This window comes from Wolbachia endosymbiont of Atemnus politus (assembly GCF_013309895.1).
The window spans coordinates 1-16,379 of sequence record NZ_JAAXCS010000018.1 but is presented as its reverse complement, the minus strand read 5'-3'; the positions used below and the strand labels follow the sequence as shown (position 1 = coordinate 16,379).

12 protein-coding genes, 3 tRNA genes and 7 pseudogenes are annotated in these 16,379 nt (G+C 35.3%); 13 read left to right on the top strand and 9 right to left on the bottom strand.

Annotation, left to right across the window (positions count from 1 at the left end; all coding sequences use genetic code 11):
- Positions 1 to 7: 7 nt before the first annotated feature.
- The 4 genes and pseudogenes from HET73_RS02170 to HET73_RS07830 all read left to right on the top strand — a co-directional run bounded on the left by HET73_RS02170 (position 8) and on the right by HET73_RS07830 (position 3,782).
- A pseudogene (locus HET73_RS02170) lies at positions 8 to 1,196 on the top strand (phosphoglycerate kinase).
- Between the two features lie 53 nt (positions 1,197 to 1,249).
- Positions 1,250 to 2,074: an EndoU domain-containing protein gene (locus HET73_RS02165; RefSeq protein ID WP_174133113.1), complete on the top strand. Its 825-nt coding sequence runs from the start codon at positions 1,250 to 1,252 to the stop codon at positions 2,072 to 2,074.
- A gap of 192 nt (positions 2,075 to 2,266) precedes the next feature.
- The gene (locus HET73_RS07835) at positions 2,267 to 2,791 is read left to right on the top strand and encodes an N-acetylmuramoyl-L-alanine amidase (protein ID WP_246209781.1); all 525 of its coding nucleotides are present in this window, start codon (positions 2,267 to 2,269) and stop codon (positions 2,789 to 2,791) included.
- A gap of 205 nt (positions 2,792 to 2,996) precedes the next feature.
- A complete protein-coding gene (locus tag HET73_RS07830) occupies positions 2,997 to 3,782 on the top strand; it encodes a hypothetical protein (RefSeq protein ID WP_246209778.1) in 786 nt (261 codons plus the stop codon).
- Positions 3,783 to 4,371: 589 nt separating this feature from the next.
- Here the strand turns inward: HET73_RS07830 and cysS are convergent.
- From cysS to HET73_RS02135, 5 genes and pseudogenes are all read right to left on the bottom strand, one after another.
- Positions 4,372 to 5,727 (bottom strand): annotated as a pseudogene (gene cysS / locus HET73_RS02155) (cysteine--tRNA ligase).
- Positions 5,720 to 6,377 (bottom strand): annotated as a pseudogene (locus HET73_RS02150) (exopolysaccharide biosynthesis protein). The pseudogenes cysS and HET73_RS02150 overlap by 8 nt, the downstream one beginning before the upstream one ends.
- Before the next feature lie 67 nt (positions 6,378 to 6,444).
- Complete coding sequence (locus tag HET73_RS02145) at positions 6,445 to 7,131, bottom strand: exopolysaccharide biosynthesis protein (protein WP_174133956.1); 687 nt, start codon at positions 7,129 to 7,131, stop codon at positions 6,445 to 6,447.
- 119 nt (positions 7,132 to 7,250) lie between these two features.
- A pseudogene (tatA, locus tag HET73_RS02140) lies at positions 7,251 to 7,419 on the bottom strand (twin-arginine translocase TatA).
- A gap of 175 nt (positions 7,420 to 7,594) precedes the next feature.
- Complete coding sequence (locus HET73_RS02135) at positions 7,595 to 8,299, bottom strand: ATP-binding cassette domain-containing protein (RefSeq protein WP_174133957.1); 705 nt, start codon at positions 8,297 to 8,299, stop codon at positions 7,595 to 7,597.
- A gap of 120 nt (positions 8,300 to 8,419) precedes the next feature.
- Here HET73_RS02135 and HET73_RS02130 point away from each other — a divergent pair.
- A tRNA-Arg gene (locus HET73_RS02130) sits at positions 8,420 to 8,493 on the top strand.
- Between the two features lie 690 nt (positions 8,494 to 9,183).
- Here the strand turns inward: HET73_RS02130 and HET73_RS02125 are convergent.
- Positions 9,184 to 9,257 (bottom strand) — tRNA-Asp (locus HET73_RS02125).
- 180 nt (positions 9,258 to 9,437) lie between these two features.
- Between HET73_RS02125 and rpsB the strand changes: the two are divergent.
- From rpsB to frr, 4 genes and pseudogenes are all read left to right on the top strand, one after another.
- Positions 9,438 to 10,289, top strand: a pseudogene (gene rpsB, locus HET73_RS02120) (30S ribosomal protein S2).
- Positions 10,270 to 11,125, top strand: a pseudogene (gene tsf, locus HET73_RS02115) (translation elongation factor Ts). The pseudogenes rpsB and tsf overlap by 20 nt, the downstream one beginning before the upstream one ends.
- Positions 11,126 to 11,135: 10 nt before the next feature.
- Positions 11,136 to 11,879 (top strand): UMP kinase, encoded by a 744-nt coding sequence (pyrH, locus tag HET73_RS02110; protein WP_174133291.1) that lies wholly within the window; start codon positions 11,136 to 11,138, stop codon positions 11,877 to 11,879.
- A 7-nt stretch (positions 11,880 to 11,886) separates the two neighbouring features.
- Positions 11,887 to 12,444: a ribosome recycling factor gene (gene frr / locus HET73_RS02105; protein ID WP_174133954.1), complete on the top strand. Its 558-nt coding sequence runs from the start codon at positions 11,887 to 11,889 to the stop codon at positions 12,442 to 12,444.
- 16 nt (positions 12,445 to 12,460) lie between these two features.
- On the opposite strand, the gene HET73_RS02100 is transcribed toward frr, so the two are convergent.
- Entirely contained in the window at positions 12,461 to 12,634 is a 174-nt protein-coding gene (locus HET73_RS02100; protein WP_174133953.1) for a hypothetical protein, read from the bottom strand.
- Between the two features lie 117 nt (positions 12,635 to 12,751).
- Here HET73_RS02100 and uppS point away from each other — a divergent pair, with 117 nt between their 5' ends.
- Positions 12,752 to 13,447, top strand: coding sequence for a polyprenyl diphosphate synthase (gene uppS / locus HET73_RS02095; protein ID WP_174133952.1), 696 nt, complete (start codon positions 12,752 to 12,754; stop codon positions 13,445 to 13,447).
- Complete coding sequence (locus HET73_RS02090) at positions 13,437 to 14,063, top strand: phosphatidate cytidylyltransferase (RefSeq protein WP_174133287.1); 627 nt, start codon at positions 13,437 to 13,439, stop codon at positions 14,061 to 14,063. The genes uppS and HET73_RS02090 overlap by 11 nt, the downstream gene beginning before the upstream one ends.
- A gap of 26 nt (positions 14,064 to 14,089) precedes the next feature.
- On the opposite strand, the gene HET73_RS02085 is transcribed toward HET73_RS02090, so the two are convergent.
- Together HET73_RS02085 and coaD are read right to left on the bottom strand one after the other, a co-directional pair.
- Positions 14,090 to 14,341, bottom strand: coding sequence for a zinc-finger domain-containing protein (locus tag HET73_RS02085; protein ID WP_174133286.1), 252 nt, complete (start codon positions 14,339 to 14,341; stop codon positions 14,090 to 14,092).
- 65 nt (positions 14,342 to 14,406) lie between these two features.
- Positions 14,407 to 14,919 (bottom strand): pantetheine-phosphate adenylyltransferase, encoded by a 513-nt coding sequence (gene coaD, locus HET73_RS02080; protein WP_174133951.1) that lies wholly within the window; start codon positions 14,917 to 14,919, stop codon positions 14,407 to 14,409.
- Positions 14,920 to 15,000: 81 nt separating this feature from the next.
- Here coaD and HET73_RS02075 point away from each other — a divergent pair.
- Both HET73_RS02075 and HET73_RS02070 read left to right on the top strand, forming a co-directional pair.
- A tRNA-Phe gene (locus tag HET73_RS02075) sits at positions 15,001 to 15,073 on the top strand.
- 257 nt (positions 15,074 to 15,330) lie between these two features.
- Positions 15,331 to 16,127 (top strand): annotated as a pseudogene (locus HET73_RS02070) (glutamine amidotransferase-related protein).
- The last annotated feature ends 252 nt before the right edge of the window (positions 16,128 to 16,379 follow it).

Below are 16,379 nucleotides of genomic sequence, written 5' to 3'. Positions count from 1 at the left end.
GTTTTATATGAACATGCCTAGCATAGAAAATTGTGATTTTCACGATAAAACTGTCCTGCTCAGAGTTTATTTCAACGTTCCTATAAAAAGTGGAAAATTTCATGATGCCACTCGTATTTTGAGAGCATTGCCTACTATTCAACACTTGGTAAATGCAGGTGCAAAAATTATTATCGTATCACATTTTGGACGCCCAAAAGGCAAAGACAATAATCTATCGCTAAAAAACTATAGTTGAGACTTTATCACAGCTATTAAACAAAGAGGTGAAGTTTGTTGATGATTGTGTTGGTGAAAGAGCACAAAGAGCAGTAAGTGCAATGGGTAGAGGAGATATAATATTACTAGAAAATTTGAGGTTTTATAAAGAAGAAGAACAGAATGACTTAAATTTTGCTAAGCAACTAGCATCTCTGGCGGATGTATATGTCAACGATGCATTTTCTTGCTCTCACAGAGCTCACGCTTCTATTTCACGCATCACAGAGTTTTTACCTTCCTACGCAGGATTTTGCTTACAAGATGAGCTAAGATATCTTGAAAAGGCCATATCATTTAACGCTAAGCCTATTACTGCAATAGTTGGAGGGGCTAAAATATCCACTAAAATAAAAATGCTTGTAAAGCTGGCAGAGAAGGTTAATTACCTGGTTCTTGGTGGTGCAATTGCTAATAATTTTTTATTATTTAATAAAGTTAATATAGGCAAATCTTTTTTTCAAAATGGCGTTGATGATCTTCTGCATGATATTGTTGAGACGGCAAATAAAAGCAATTGCAAAATAGTTGTGCCTGAAGACGTTCTGGTTGCAGTAAACTCTGACTACAGCACTGGCATTCTAAGGGAAACTGAATCCATTTTGGACGATGATATAATTTTAGATATCGGCCCTCAAACTTTAGGCACAATAAGCAGTATAATAGCAAGCAGTAAGACTCTGCTATGGAATGGACCTATTGGTGTTTTTGAACATTCAGCTTTTGCAGGTGGTACAATAGAAGTGATGAGAGTAGTAAGTAACTTAACGCACGAAGGAAAATTAATCAGCGTAATAGGGGGAGGGGATAGCCTATCTGCAATGAATGCTGCAGGCCTGACTGATAGAGATTTTACATATGTTTCAACTGGTGGAGGGGCGTTCTTAAGTTGGCTAAGTGGTGATGAAATGCCAGGCCTGCAATTAGCATCTAATTAAAGCTTTTTTAAGCTGTTACTTGTACCCTAGCTTTTTTATGAAGTTGTATAATTATGTCTAAAACAGCTAAATTAATCTTGTGCTTAATAATACCAGTAATAGGATTTGTTTTTTACACTAAGGAGCATTATCTCGATGATACAAATTCACGAATTAACTTTGAGCCATTCTTCAAAACAGATTCTTCAGGTCCAGACTACATTCCACCACTTCCAGAGTTGACGGACTTTGACAGGGGAATGTTAAGGGTTTGTGGAGATTGGGGAGCACACCCCGATGAAGAAGATTTCAGGATTTTGCTTGATTGTCCGCAGCATCGAGAAGTAGTGAAAAAGATATATGATAAGCTCGATCATCAAGTGATTACACCAAATGCAGACTTGGGGTTATTTAAAGATGAACTGACTAAAATTTGGTTTACTCCAAGCGGGACTGAAAAAGAAACTATAGGATTTGGACATATTTTTTGTGGTGAGCCAAATAATAAGTTGGGCGGTATGCATTTTGTCGGCAGGTATGTTGAAGCTCAAGAGGATAAGTGGGCGGGTGCGGTTTGGAATGATAAATCCTTGTGTAATAAATCAGATATTAAGCCACCTGTTTACACATTTGGAATGAAATATTTAGGAAAAGATGGAGAAGTAAAAGTTAAGTGTCCAAATGGGTATGCATATAACCTTCATGCTGATGATATTTTAGTTTCTGCGACTAAGGCGTTTAAGGAACTGGGAAAAGATGGAATGTGCCTGTATAAAATGGAAGATGACAATTACCAATCAGTGTTTGTGAGAAAGAATGACGCCATACTTACGTTCTATCCTGATTTAGCACCAAAGTGTAACGATAAAAGTACTAATTGTAGCTGTAGCAAATCTTGAAGAAGCGCATTGGCTTAAAAAGAAAACTAGACAAATATTATTTTATAGACATTATGTTTATTTAGCCATGTTGCAGATATAACTAAAGATCTCAGGTTTGCCAACGATTTGAAAAACGACGAATTCGTCATACCGCTATTCGTTAGCGGTATGACGTATAGTTTCTGCGATTTATGAAACGTTAGAGGCTATATGAAACTTGTAGCAAATAAATATCTGTTAACCATACTTGTTTTTGTATTACTGCCCCTTGTGATTATTTCGGTGCCTCTTACATCTGAGCAGCAACCTCATTCGAATGAGATTGAGGACGACTTTCAAGATTTGAAAAAAAATCTACCATCTTTAAAAAATCTACTATTTTTAGATCCTGCACCAAATTTAAATTATGATGATAGAGGGGACAAAAAAGTGTTGATGGTGGTGGTGCATCATACCGAATCACCGACATTAAAAAGCACAAAATGCGCATTAAATTCCACAGGGATATCAGTGCAGCTTATTGTTGATAGAGATGGTAGCATTACTCTGATGGTTCCACTCGAAAAACGAGCATGGCATGCTGGTATAAGTTATGCGAAAGTTCAAGTAGATAATGTGGTTGAAGAGCTACAGAAACTGAATGATTATTCTATAGGCGTAGAAATTGTGAATACAGGTCTTGAGCCCTTTCCAGAAGAGCAAATGAAATCTTTTGTACCTCATGAAACGCTTTAAGATTAGAAAAGATATGATATTTAGTCACGCTGAGATAGGCACTATAGTGTACAACTCAGCCATTGAGGGCTACGCAATGCATAAACTCGATCCACATAATTTGTTTGATTGGTAGTTATTAGAGAAAAATGGCATCGGACTGCATATAGGTGATAGAATCAGTTCTCAAGACGCAGAACAAAAAGTAAATTAGGTTTTGTGTAAGATGGGTGATAAAGGTGAAAGTATTTTGAAATTAAAAAAACGATTAAACAATTTTTTAAATAAAATATTACCTTGGGATGACAAAGAAGGTAACGCTGACAATAATGCCGGCTACTCAGATGAGTTTGATGAAAATATTGCGTGGGTCATCAATCAATTGTCAATGCGCCATTTACAAAAAGAAATTAGAAAAGACTTGCTTCTAAAATTAGAACGGGAAGATATTCTGCCTGAATTTTTAAGTGAATATGGCAGTTGTGTTTCCAACAAATTCCTATCTTTTGGTAATAGAATTAAATCGATTTTACAGCCACCATTTTTCGATGAAGAGGATTACAAGCGCTTATTATCTTTTCTTGCACAATATGAAAATAATATTTCTTCTGATGCGTTTTCTACGCTCGTGTACAAGATCAAGCTGTATTACGACTCTTATCTAAGATATAATATAAGATCTTCGCTTTATATACCATTTAAGCTTAATGCATTTGCAAAGTTAGACATCTTAAAGAATGAAATATTGTCTTTAAAGTCTATAAGCCCTGAGGAGGCCGCAGAAGTTTCAAGTTTAATTGATGAGTTTAGGTCAGGAGTTTTATCTGATTTTCAAAATTTTGAGAAGCAATGGTTTCAAGAATTTAAGGACACTTGGAAACAAAAATTTATACCGGATATGGAAAAGCAAATGTCTTGGACTGTACTGCATGAAACTATATTTAGAAAGGGCAAAGAAAGGGGTTTTGAAAACTTATTGAAAAGAAGTTGGCTAGGATGGTTAACAAAGTAAAAACACTGAGATTTAACTTAAAATAACCTGATAAAACCCGAATCGCACTTCCAAGCGCTGGTACCCACGAAAGCAATGCAACTGTACCAATCAGTAGTTTTTTTACAATTTTTGGTGTTGTGTGCTCGTTCTTTAATTTGTGATATGAGTTTCTGGTAGAGATTGCTACTGTACTCAAAACTATTTGAACAGTGATGGTGGAGTATAACAAATAGGAAAAGCTGGATGGAATAATGAACGAGGTATGGAAGTTTAACTTAAAATAAACTTGAATCACACTTTCAAGTGCTGGTGCGCAAGAAAATAATACAGCTACACGAATTAGTAGGTTTCTTACGGTTTCTGATATTGTATGCTCATTCTGTAATTTATGGTATAAGTTCCTGGTAGAGAGCGTCATTGTACCCCAATACCAATTGACTATTTCGCCAAGGCTTGATCCCAATTCTCCAAAAAGTAGCGTAAGTAGTGGATTGTAATACGACTTGAAACACAACATAGCATAAAGCACTAAACCTTGATGTATAGGTAAGATCAACGATGATTCTTGGTTATCTGTAAACTACAGGAGATAACTTTCCATATGAACTTACCAGGTCGTTGAACCATCTTCATTGTCAGAAATTGTAACCCCCATTTGTTTCAACTGTTCTCTTATTTTATCTGCAGTATCATAATCTTTATTTTGTTTTGCCGTTCTTCTTAAATCTATCAATCTATCTATTTCTTGACGACTCACACCAGCAGCAAACCACTCTTCATAACTTGACCTGAGAAGACCAATAAATCATGCGCTCTTAACAAAACTTTCAACTAACTTGAGTTTCTCATTTTCGTCACTCATCTTGTTGATTTTTGTGGCCATTTCATGCAACGTAGCTAAAGCTTCAGGAATATTTAAGTCATTTTTCAAAGCCTCTATAAAATCTTTAGAGATTTCTGCATCACTTTTCTCAGTGCTCACATCGCGTGATAACCGATAAAACTTGTTTAAGGTTTCTTGCGACTCAGAAATAATATTTTCTGTCCAATCGAGTGGTTTTCTATAGTGAGTTTTAAGCAGTGCGTAACGTATTACTTCGCCCTTTATTCCACTCTCCAGCAGATCCCTTACCTTGACTATATTAAATAGGGACTTGCTCATTTTCTCTTCATTGACCGTGAGAAAACCGTTATGTACCCAATATTTTGCAAACGTTGATCCGGCAAATGCAGATTTGCTCTGTGCAATTTCATTCTCATGGTGAGGAAATTGCAAATCTATACCGCCACCATGGATGTCAAAATCTTTGCCAAGGTAGGTACATGACATTGCTGAGCATTCAATATGCCACCCTGGACTTCCTTCTCCCCATGGACTATTCCAGTAACTTGAAAGTTTGTAGTCAATATCACTTGCAGGCTTCCACAGTACAAAATCTCCTGGGTGCTTTTTATTTTCACCAATTTCAACTCTACTGCCATGATCCAATTCATCATTTTTTTTTCCTGATAAAGCGCCATACTCAGCGTAAGATTCAGTACTGAAATATACATGTTTATTGGATTCGTAAGCATGACCAAACTGCAGTAAACATCCAATTAATTTAATAATGCAATTTATATTTTCCGTTGTTTTTGGCTCATGTGTTGGTTCTGCACAATTTATGCTTCTCATGTCTTCATGAAAAGCTTTGTGTAATATGTGCTGATGTTTCTATATTGCTATTTTTCTCATTTGCTGCATTGATTATTTTGTCAATATCGGTTATGTTGCGCACATAAGTAACTTTGCCATAACAAAATTTAAGTAGCTGAAATAGCACATCATAAACAACAACAGAACGTGCATTGTCTATGTGTGCCGGATCGTATACAGTTGGTCCGCAAACATACATTTTTACATGATCTTTGTCGATCGGTGTAAAGGGCTCTTTTTTGTTAAGGTGTTGTAAAGCTTAACCATATACAAAATCTTTTAGAAAAGAAAATACTCCAAATATGAGCTGTGGTCCTTTAACTATTAAAACAAGTGAAAGTAATAAACCGCACAAAGATACTAGGACTCCCAGTATAGAGAGAAGTCCATCTTTACTCATAATACCAAGTGAAATGAGAGTCGTACCGATTGCAGGAATAAAGTTGGTTAAGGGCAATGGAATGGCTATCGATAATGCACAAAGCAGCATTATAAAAGCTATAATTTTCTCACCAGGCTCGTATAAAATGAAAGGCATTCTTGGTTTCATGAACTTTTCTATTTTTTTTAATGCAGGTGAAGTTTTTTTCTACCACAAGAGCTAGTGTTGAACGTTGAAAAGACTTTCTTTCCAACCAATGAGGCATCCAAGGAGAATCAAACCCAAACAAAAGCTGCAATGAAAATAAGATTAGAGGTATAGAATGAATAGTAGTATAGCCAGGTGGAACCGGTATAGGTACTAATAGCGGCAAGGAGAAGATGATTATTAAAATACAAAATCCGCGCTACTGTAAAGCTGTTTTAATATCAAACAATGTCACTTTACAATCATTAGCGTTATTAGTATCTGCAACCTCTTTTAGAATATCTGAAGCTAATTTTTTATTTTCGGTCAGTTTATCACTTTTTTGCACGATCACTCTTTAACAAAATAATTCTTTCTAGGTAGCATAATTATTGCTATATTTCAACATTGATTTTTCATCCATACCAGAGATTTATCCTCGTTTTAAGATGTTGTAAACACGTTTTGAGTACAGAGAATGCTCCTGTTATAAGTTGTGACCCTTTGATTATCACGACAAGAGTAAGCAACAGCGCGCACAATGATATTAGAACTCCCAGTATGGAGAGAAATCCGTCTTTACCCATGATACCAAGCGAAATAAAAGTTGTGCCGATTGCAGGAAGAAAGTGAGTAAAAGGTAGTGGAAGAGCTATTATCACTGCACAGAGCAACATCATAAAAGCCAAGATTTTCTCACCAGGCCCATAGAAAATGAAAGGCATTCTTGGCTTCATGAACTTTTCTATTTTTTGTAATACAGGGGAAATTTTTTCTACCACGAGAATTACTGTTGAACGTTGAAAAGATTTTTTTTCCAACCAATGAGGCATCCAAGGAGAATCAAACCCGCATAGAAGCTGCAATGCAAATAAGATTAGAGGTATAGAAAGAATAGTAGTATAGCCAGGTGGAACAGGTATAGGCAACGATAGCGGTAAGGAAAAAATGATCGTTAAAATAGCAAAACTGCGCTCATGCAGAGCTGTTTTAATGTCAAATAACGTTATTTTATTGCTGTTAGCGTTGTTGGTATCTGCAACCTCTTTTAGGATGTCAGAAGCTAGTTTTTTATCTTTAGTTAGTTTCTCACTTTTTTGCACGTTCACCCTTTGGAAAATTATTCCTTCTAACTGGCATAATTATTGCTATGTTTTAATCTATTCTTTAGCTGTTTAAACAAATGACACGCACTAAAGGCGTGTCACGAATTATAAAGACGCTAACGATCTGGCTCATTAGATGATAGTTTCTCTGAGTCCTTAAAGTTCTTGTTTAAGATTTTTAATGCCTTTTCCTAGATCACCCATAACTTGTGGCAATCTACCTGCACCAAACAGAACTAAGATTATTATTAAGACTAGAAACAATTGCCATGGTCCTAAACTCATTTGTACCTCCATTTAAGATTTTAGATATTGAAACTTGACTAAAGTCAAGTAACACATGAATTATATCATCTTTATTAGATTTTAGCTCAAAATTTTTTGATTTATTTTATAACAGCTTCAGACCAGATTATTTTCTTGCAACAAATGTACCGTCAAATGGGAGCTCCTCGCCTAATTATAGAGTAGAGGAGAAATCGCTAAATAGCCTTAGGCCTGTATCGCTGGAAACTCCTGATTGAATAATTTGGCCGCTTTTAATTACGTAGATAAAATCAGCAACTTTCAATGCTTCTTGTGGGTCATGAGTTACCATTAGTACAGGAAAGTTTTTACTTTTAAAAAGAGACAATATATGTTGTCTTGTTTGACACTTGAGCAGTATATCTAAATTAGAAAATGGCTCATCGAGCAACACAACATCAGGGTTTTGTGCCATTACTCTTGCTATTGCAACTAATTGTTGCTGCCCTCCCGATAGAGCGTTAGAATATATGTTTTCATATTTTTCTATGTTTAATAGATTCAAAATTTCCAATGCAGTAAGGTACTTTTCTTTTTTGGAAAAACTACGAATAGCAAAAGTTATGTTCTCTACTACTGTTTTGTGAGGGATTAGTGCAGAATGTTGAAAAATCAATCCGACATTTCTGTGCTCTATTGTAATTGATACGTTATTGCTTGCAACTAACCTATCATTTATAAAGATGGTGCCAGATTTTGGGTTTTCTATTCCTGCAATTAATTTCAAAATCGTCGACTTGCCGCAACCTGAGTGCCTCATTAAGCATACGACATTTCCTCGTTTTACTTCAATGATTATATTGCTTAAAGCAAAATCATCTTGATTGCTATAAGAATAACTAATGTTGTTAACTAGCATCAATTTAAACCGTATTATTAAATATAATAGCATTATACTCAAGAAATATACAGAAATGTTTTTGTTGTTGTAAGTTGGTTATACTAGAGATATAGAAAAAATACGAGCTATTAAATACACGGGACTATAGCTCAGTAGGATAGAGCGTTGAATTCCTAATCTGAAGACCGTGCGTTCGAATCGCACTAGTCCCATTACATCCTAAAGATCCAAACACGTAGCTATTGTGATTTTAGGTAGAAACGAAGAAACCACTTGACAACCCCCACCAATACCCTTACTATGGTATTAAGGGTATTTCTGACTCAAAACTTGTTTTTGACCTGCAGGATCAACGACAAAAATTCAGTAAAAAACTTAAGGTATTTATTGGCGAAATTATTGGGGCTACATGTCTTTTAAATTTTTTCACATGCAGCCAAAATCGCGCTTAAACTAAGCGCAAGCACATTATTACAGCGCCAAGTTACAGTATTAGAGGGTCAAAACTCGCTACTCGGGGATTCTTTTGTCTTTTTTTTGATTTGGTAAATTTCTTAATGTTTGTAGCTAAGGCAATTCAAGAGCAACGAAATTAAGGTGTCATCCAAGTACTGGGTTTTTATGTAACATTATTTATATAATTTGAAATATTAAGAAATGAGATCCCAGCGTCACGCGCTGGGATGACAAGATAAAGGGTGCTGGGAAGATATCCTTTCTGGTGCCCTTAGAATGCGACTAACCTTAGCTAAATATTTAAGAAATTTACTAAACAGAAAAAAAAGACAAAAGAACCCCGTATGGCAAGGGGATTGGTGAGGGTTGTCAAGGAGTTTTTAGTTCTGTTTTATGCCTTAAAAATTTAACAGATTCTAAATGATCTGTACGCTGAAAGCGGTATGCGGGAGTGATGAGACTTGAACTCACGACCTCATGCGTGACAGGCATGCGCTCTAACCAACTGAGCTACACCCCCCATTTCCTTTTGGTGTTTTTAATTTTAAAGCTAATGAACATGCTTCCTTTTGTCAATATTTTTGTTTGCACTTTATTGTCTTCTATATTACTATATAAGTAATTTAATTTCACACATGGCTTATACAAGTAGTCCTATTAAGGTTGTGCCATGGAGGATGAACTATTTGGAGGAATAAATATGGTAAATTTACCTGAAATCACTATACGTGATTTAGCTGGGTCCGGTGTACATTTTGGTCATAAAATTAGTCGCTGGAATGCAAAAATGGCTCCATACATATATGGGGTACATCAAGAAAACCGTATACATATAATTGATCTGCGGAAAACATTACCGTTGCTACAGGTAGCAATGAAGGCTTTATATGACGTTGCATCTCAGGGTGGTCGCATTCTGTTTGTTGGTACAAAATTTCAAGCTTTGGATATTATTGCAAGTGAAGCAGTTCGTTGTGGTCAATATTACGTAAATTATCGTTGGCTTGGTGGTATGCTCACCAATTGGGGAACTGTTTCTTCTTCAATAAAGACGCTAATTCAATATGAGAAAATTCTGAATGGTGAAAATAGCGTTTTAACAAAGAAAGAGTTAGGGAATATTGAGAAGAAGAGACAAAAACTTGATAAGGCGCTAGGTGGCATTAGAGAAATGGGAGCAATTCTAGATATTTTATTCATCATTGATACTAATAAAGAACACATTGCAGTTAAAGAGGCTAAAAAATTGGGAATTCCAATAGTTGCAGTGCTTGATACTAACTCTGATCCAGATGACATCACTTATCCTATTACCAGGAAATGACGACTCAAGAAAATCAATAGAGCTCTACTGTAAATTAGCTGCTGACTTTATATTAGTTGGAATGGAGTCTAGTTTATAGCAAGATCTGGAGTCAAGGTTGGTGATTTAAAGGGTGACGAGTTTATCCAAGAGAAAGGAGATGGCATTATGCAGACCAAAAAGGGGCATAGTAAGATTCATAAAGAAGACGAAAAGGAGGTAGTAACAAATGAAAATGAATCTAGATAGTGTAAAAGAACTACGTGATAGAACAGGGCTTGGTTTAAGTGATTTTAAGAAAGCGTTAGAAGAGTGTAATGGCGATATCAAGAAAGCTATTGATAAGTTACGCGCAGTAGGACTTGCTAAAGCTGGTAAAAAGTGTGATAGAGTAACTTCAGATAGGCTAGTTTCTATGCATTTGAATGAAAATCGTGGTGTATTAATTGAACTCAATTGTGAAACTGATTTTGTTGCAAAAAATGAGAAATTTATAGAATTAATCTCAAATTTAGCGTCAATCGCTCATCAAGAACGCTGTACTAGTGCTGATGAGTTAAAAAATGCCAAGTATGAAGGCGTTGGTACAGTGCAGGAAGCCATTATGAATGGTACATCTGTCCTTGGTGAAAAGTTAGAGCTGAGCAAACTTTGTTATCTAGAATCTAAGGACGGAGTTATTGCTGGCTATGTACATGGTGATGTGCGTAATTTAGGTAAAACTGGGGCCTTAGTTGCGCTGCAGTCGTCAGGCGATCAGTCAAAATTGCAAGAGGTTGGAAAGCAAATAGCAATGCACGTAGTTGCTATGAAGCCTGAAGCTCTTTCTATAGATGATTTAGATCACACAAGGTTCTATAATTGAAGAACAAGTAAAAAGCTTAAATAAACCTGAAGAAGTAACAAGGAAAATAGTAGATGGCAGAATGGCGAAGTATTACGAAGAAGTTGTTTTACTAGAACAGAAATTTATAAAAGATGATAAAATGAAAATTTCTGATTTTATAAAATTAAGCGAGTCAAGCGTAAATTCTTCTATTAAATTGTCTGATTATAAGTTACTTATTTTGGGTAGTAAAAATTAAGTAGTTAGAAGTGACTGCCACAACAGATGAAGGAAGTAAAGTAAAATACTCCAGAGTATTATTTAAAATCTCTGGTGAAGCCTTGATGGGATCACGGCCTTGTGGTCACGACATGGAAATTATAGATCAATTGTGCAAAGGTATAGCTGATGTTTACGAGCTAGGAGTTCAGGTATGTATCGTCGTTGGTGGTGGTAATATCTTTCGCGGCGCATCTGCATCTTTACGTGGTTGTGAAAGAGCAAGCAGTGATTACATTGGAATGCTTGCAACTATAATCAATGCTTTAATTTTACAAAACTTTTTAGAGAAAAATTCAGTGAATTCCAGGGTGTTGTCTGCAATACCTATGGCCACTGTATGTGAGCCTTATATAAGAAGGAAAGCTATTCGTCATTTAGAAAAAGGTAGAGTAGTAATCTTTGCAGCGGGTACAGGTAATCCATTTTTTACTACAGATACAGCTGCAGCTTTACGTGCTGTTGAAACGAATTGCGATGTTATTCTGAAAGGTACACAAGTAAATGGTGTATACTCTGCTGATCCGGAAAAAAATGAAGATGCTATAATGTATGATAGGCTTTCTTATATGGATTTGTTGACTCGTGATTTAAAAGTTATGGATGCATCAGCCGTCTCTCTTGCACGTGAGAATTCTATTCCAATCATAGTTTTTTCTTTGAAAGAGGAAAAAATAGTCAATATTGTTAAGGGTCTTGGTACTTATACTATAGTTTCAGATTGTAAAGGATAGGTAATTTATGTTGAATGAAGTAAAAACTAAAACGAAAGAAAGGATGCTAAAGACTATTCAGTCTTTTCATAATGATATTAAAGGTATACGTACCGGTAGGGCTAGCGCATCATTACTTGATGGCATAGTTGTAAATATCTATGGTGGACATCAAAAGTTAAATCAGGTTGCGGGTGTTTCAGTTACGGATAATAAAACCCTATCAATTAAAGTTTGGGACATTAGCGTTATAAGTGAAGTGAAAAATGCCATATTAAATGCTAACCTAAATTTAAATCCGGTTGTTGAGGGTAATACTATACGTATAACTCTTCCAGATCTAACGCAAGAAACCCGTGAAAGATTGGTGAAATTATTGCACCAATTTGCTGAAAATGCTCGGGTTGCCATTAGAAATATACGCAGAGATATTATGGAAGAAATAGAGAAAATGCAGGAAAGTAAAGAAATCTCAGAAGATGATTTTCATAGTGCTAAAAAAGAAATACAAAATATTACTGATGATAATATCAAAAAAATTGATGGTGAATTGCTTGTCAAAGAAAAAGAGATATTGCATCACTAAATGATATGGAAAAATCTTACATAGCAAATGATGTCATGCAAGTAGCTGACACACAACTGTACAAACATTGTGATTTGAATCCACCAGGGAAGGGTATCATCCCAGTGCTCCGACACTGGGATCCAGCTTTTAATACAACTTCATCAAAAATGTTGTGTTTTAACATAGGGTCAGCTACTTTTATGCTCATCAACTTAATGTCCAATCAAATTTCCTGGATCCCAGTGTCGGAGCACTGGGATGACACCTTCTTGGTGCCTATTGAAATCCAAAATTTTCACTCAAGTCAAAACCTGGTTAACTCTAAATGTTGAATCTCGAATCTCTGCCAAAACATTTAGCGATCATAATGGATGGCAATAGTAGGTGGGCAAGCAAGCAAGGAATGGTCAAGATCGATGGTTATAGGAAGGGCAGTGAGGTCGCTTACGATATTGCTAAGTATTGTACGACCATAACGATACCTTATTTAACTTTGTATGCGTTTTCTATGGAGAATTGGCTTAGGCCTAAAGAAGAAACTGATCGTCTGTTTGATTTATTTTACTCTGTTCTAATTGATGAAGATAAAGTTAATTTCATTTGCAGCTATAATATTAAGTTGAATTTCATTGGCAATTTAAGTTTATTACCCCAAAAAATACTTGATCAAATAAAAAAAGCGGAAGAAATGACACATAAGAACAGTGGTTTATTACTTACTGTGGCGGTCAGCTATGGGGCAAAGCAAGAAATCATGCATGCTATAAGTAATATTATAAAAGAAAATATTGATTGTGTATCAGAAGACGAATTTGAAAAATTTCTATATACTAAAAATTTACCAAAGTTGGATTTACTAATTCGTACTGGTGGTGAGAAAAGGTTAAGTAACTTTTTATTGTGGCAGGCAGCTTACGCCGAATTGTATTTTTGTGATACTCTGTGGCCTGATTTTTCTTGTCAAGATTTGAGTAAAGCATTAGAAGATTATACAAAGAGAGAGAAAAGATATGGTAGATAACAATTTTATAGTTAGAGTACTGTCTTCAATAGTAATATTGCTTATATTCTCTTTTGCTACATACTTCAGTGATTTATCGTTTTACCTACTAATTTTTTCGATAGCAGTTTTGTCTTCTTTTGAATGGTATAGCCTAACTCGGGGGAACAAAATCTTATACGTTTTCGCATTACTATTGATTGCGCTACCAAATGCTTCATTAATATATCTATATAATCTATCACAAGGAAAATACGCATTAGTATGGCTCATCTTAACCATTTGGAGCATTGATATTACCGCCTACCTATTTGGCAAGAATTTTGGTGGGGCTAAAATTTGCCCAATTATCAGTCCTGGAAAAACTTGGTCAGGACTTCTCGGCGCGATTTTAACTGGAATGGTGTGCACAATTTTTGGATCGATATTTCTTGGTCTATTTTCAATTTTTTATTCTCCAATAATTGGCCTTGCAATTGCTATTCTAGCGCAACTTGGCGATTTTACTGAATCACTCATCAAAAGAGCTTACAATGTTAAAGATAGTGGAAGTATGATACCTGGTCATGGAGGGATACTTGACCGTATGGACAGTTTCATTTTCACTGCTCCTCTTATTGCTATCTATATAAGCTAGCTAACTTAAAAAAATGAAGTGCTATTTCATCCGTGGGTTCTTTCCCTTTTATTAGCTGCTGCCACAATGCACTTTTCAACAGATTTAAATTCTTTAGGTTTAAATTCTTTAGATTTAAGTTCTTCAGATTTAAATTCTTCATCCATTGGCTTACTACAATAAGGACAAAACGTTTCCTCTTCTTCTTTGTGCAAATATATTAATGGATGGCCAGAACCCTCATCATCCTCATCACCACGACAACAAACTATTATACTATTATCCCTCACTTCTGTCATGTTGCTCCTTTAGCTTATAATATTTTATGTGTTGAATATACATGTTTGAGAATAGAAAATAAACATTATTCTTCGATTCTTACCCTATTCATATTCAGATTAATCAATTCTTTCTGAACTCCCTCTGGCGCGAATTTGCTGGCACTTTCTCCTAATCTCGCTATTTCTTTTACAAAACTTGATGAGATAAATTGAGTGTCTTCAGAGGCAGGAAGAAATATGGTCTCAATTTCCAGAAGAAGTTTATAATTTACCAAACTCATTTGAAACTCATAATCAAAATCCGATACTGCTCTTAATCCTCTAATGATAACAGAAGCATTTTGCTCTTTAGCAAACTTCATCAACAACCCATTAAAAGATACAACATCTGCATCAATTCCTAACCTTTTTATTTCATTTTCGGCCATGCTTGTTCGTAGCTTTGCGTCAAAAGTAGTATGCTTATTGACATTTCCTGCAACGCCGATTATTAGTTTATCAACTAGTTTACATGCTCTTTTTATTATGTCAATATGCCCAAAGGTTATAGGGTCAAATGTGCCAGGATAAATTCCTACTTTGTTATTAATGTTCATCCTTTATTTTTATATAAATTACTTTAAAAACTTTTGATAGACATAATAACATTTTTTATCTAAAAATGAAAGCATATGGTTGGCCTGATAGCTCAGTTGGTAGAGCAAAGGACTGAAAATCCTTGTGTCGCTGGTTCGATTCCTGCTCAGGCCACTTTCCTTAATAAATTTACCGTCTTGTTGCAAAATACTCTATTATATGTTATGATATTAATATTAATGAAGTAAATTGTGTTATATAAATGTTATAACAAAGTATTTAATATCTTATTAAGTGCAGTACTGTTATTTAGCGGCATTACTTATGCAGGCACTAATCACCAAATAAATGGTGACATAGTTGTTGGTTTATTGAAAACAGAAGAAGAAACATATCCACATGAGGTTGGCTTATCTCAAAATATCTATGAAATGTTTAATAATTGGGGAGTCAAAACTGTACTCATCGATTATAATAAGATAATTAGCCTCAAAGAAATTCAAGCAGAATCGCTTAATCTTGCAAAACAAGATGCAATATTAGCAAGGAAGCTGACATTAGACAGAATAAAAGTTGAAGTTGCGAAGTTCATTGAAGAGCACAAAATAAATAGAATATTCATTCCAGATAACCTGCACTCGGAACCATTTCCGCCTACTCCTTGCCGCCAGCTTGTTACTGAAGCGATTGTAAAAATAGTAGATGATAACCCTACAATTCATTTACTTGGCATATGTGGTGGTTTGCAAGGCATCATGAATGCAAAGGGAATTGAAGTAGTGAGTGTGGCAAATCTCGTGAGCGATGAAGAGAAGCAAAGATCTCATTTAAAATCAGCACCTAATCAACAGCAAGAAAATGTACCTTTCCAGCAGATAAAGATAATTCCAAATAGTCGCTAAGCAGAAGTGGTGGCTAAATTTTTACCACCTGACGTAAATGGCTGGTTTTCCACGTGTTTTCCAGATGCTCATTCAAGAGTGATAAATAATACGCCAGAAAATAGAAGAAATTTAGAGTTACTTGGATATAAAGTTACAGCATTCTCCAGTGATGGGGTAATAGAGGCTATTAAAGATAAGCATGGTAATATATACTTTCAAAGTCACCCAGAAGCCCTTGTTGTGAAATCAGATAAAAACCTCTATTTATAAAATCACAAGGCACGTCAGGTTTCAACACTGGTTGCCATAGCAATTATATAAATGATTTTCTTTATCGTACTTGATGGGAACGCTTTAAAAGTTTTTTTATTCTAAACGCTAGCTGCTTTTTGCAATTAACCTCTAGCTATAAACATTAAAAAATTTACCAATCAAGAAAAAAGGCAAAAGAATCCCCGTGGTGGTTGGCTATTTTCTATGTACCTCAAATATCGGCGTTTTTATCCTAAACGCTAGGGTTCAGTCGCTTTTATGCAACTAATTTAGCGTTAAGAAATTTACTAAGCAGGAAAAAAGGCAAAAGAACCCCTGTGGTA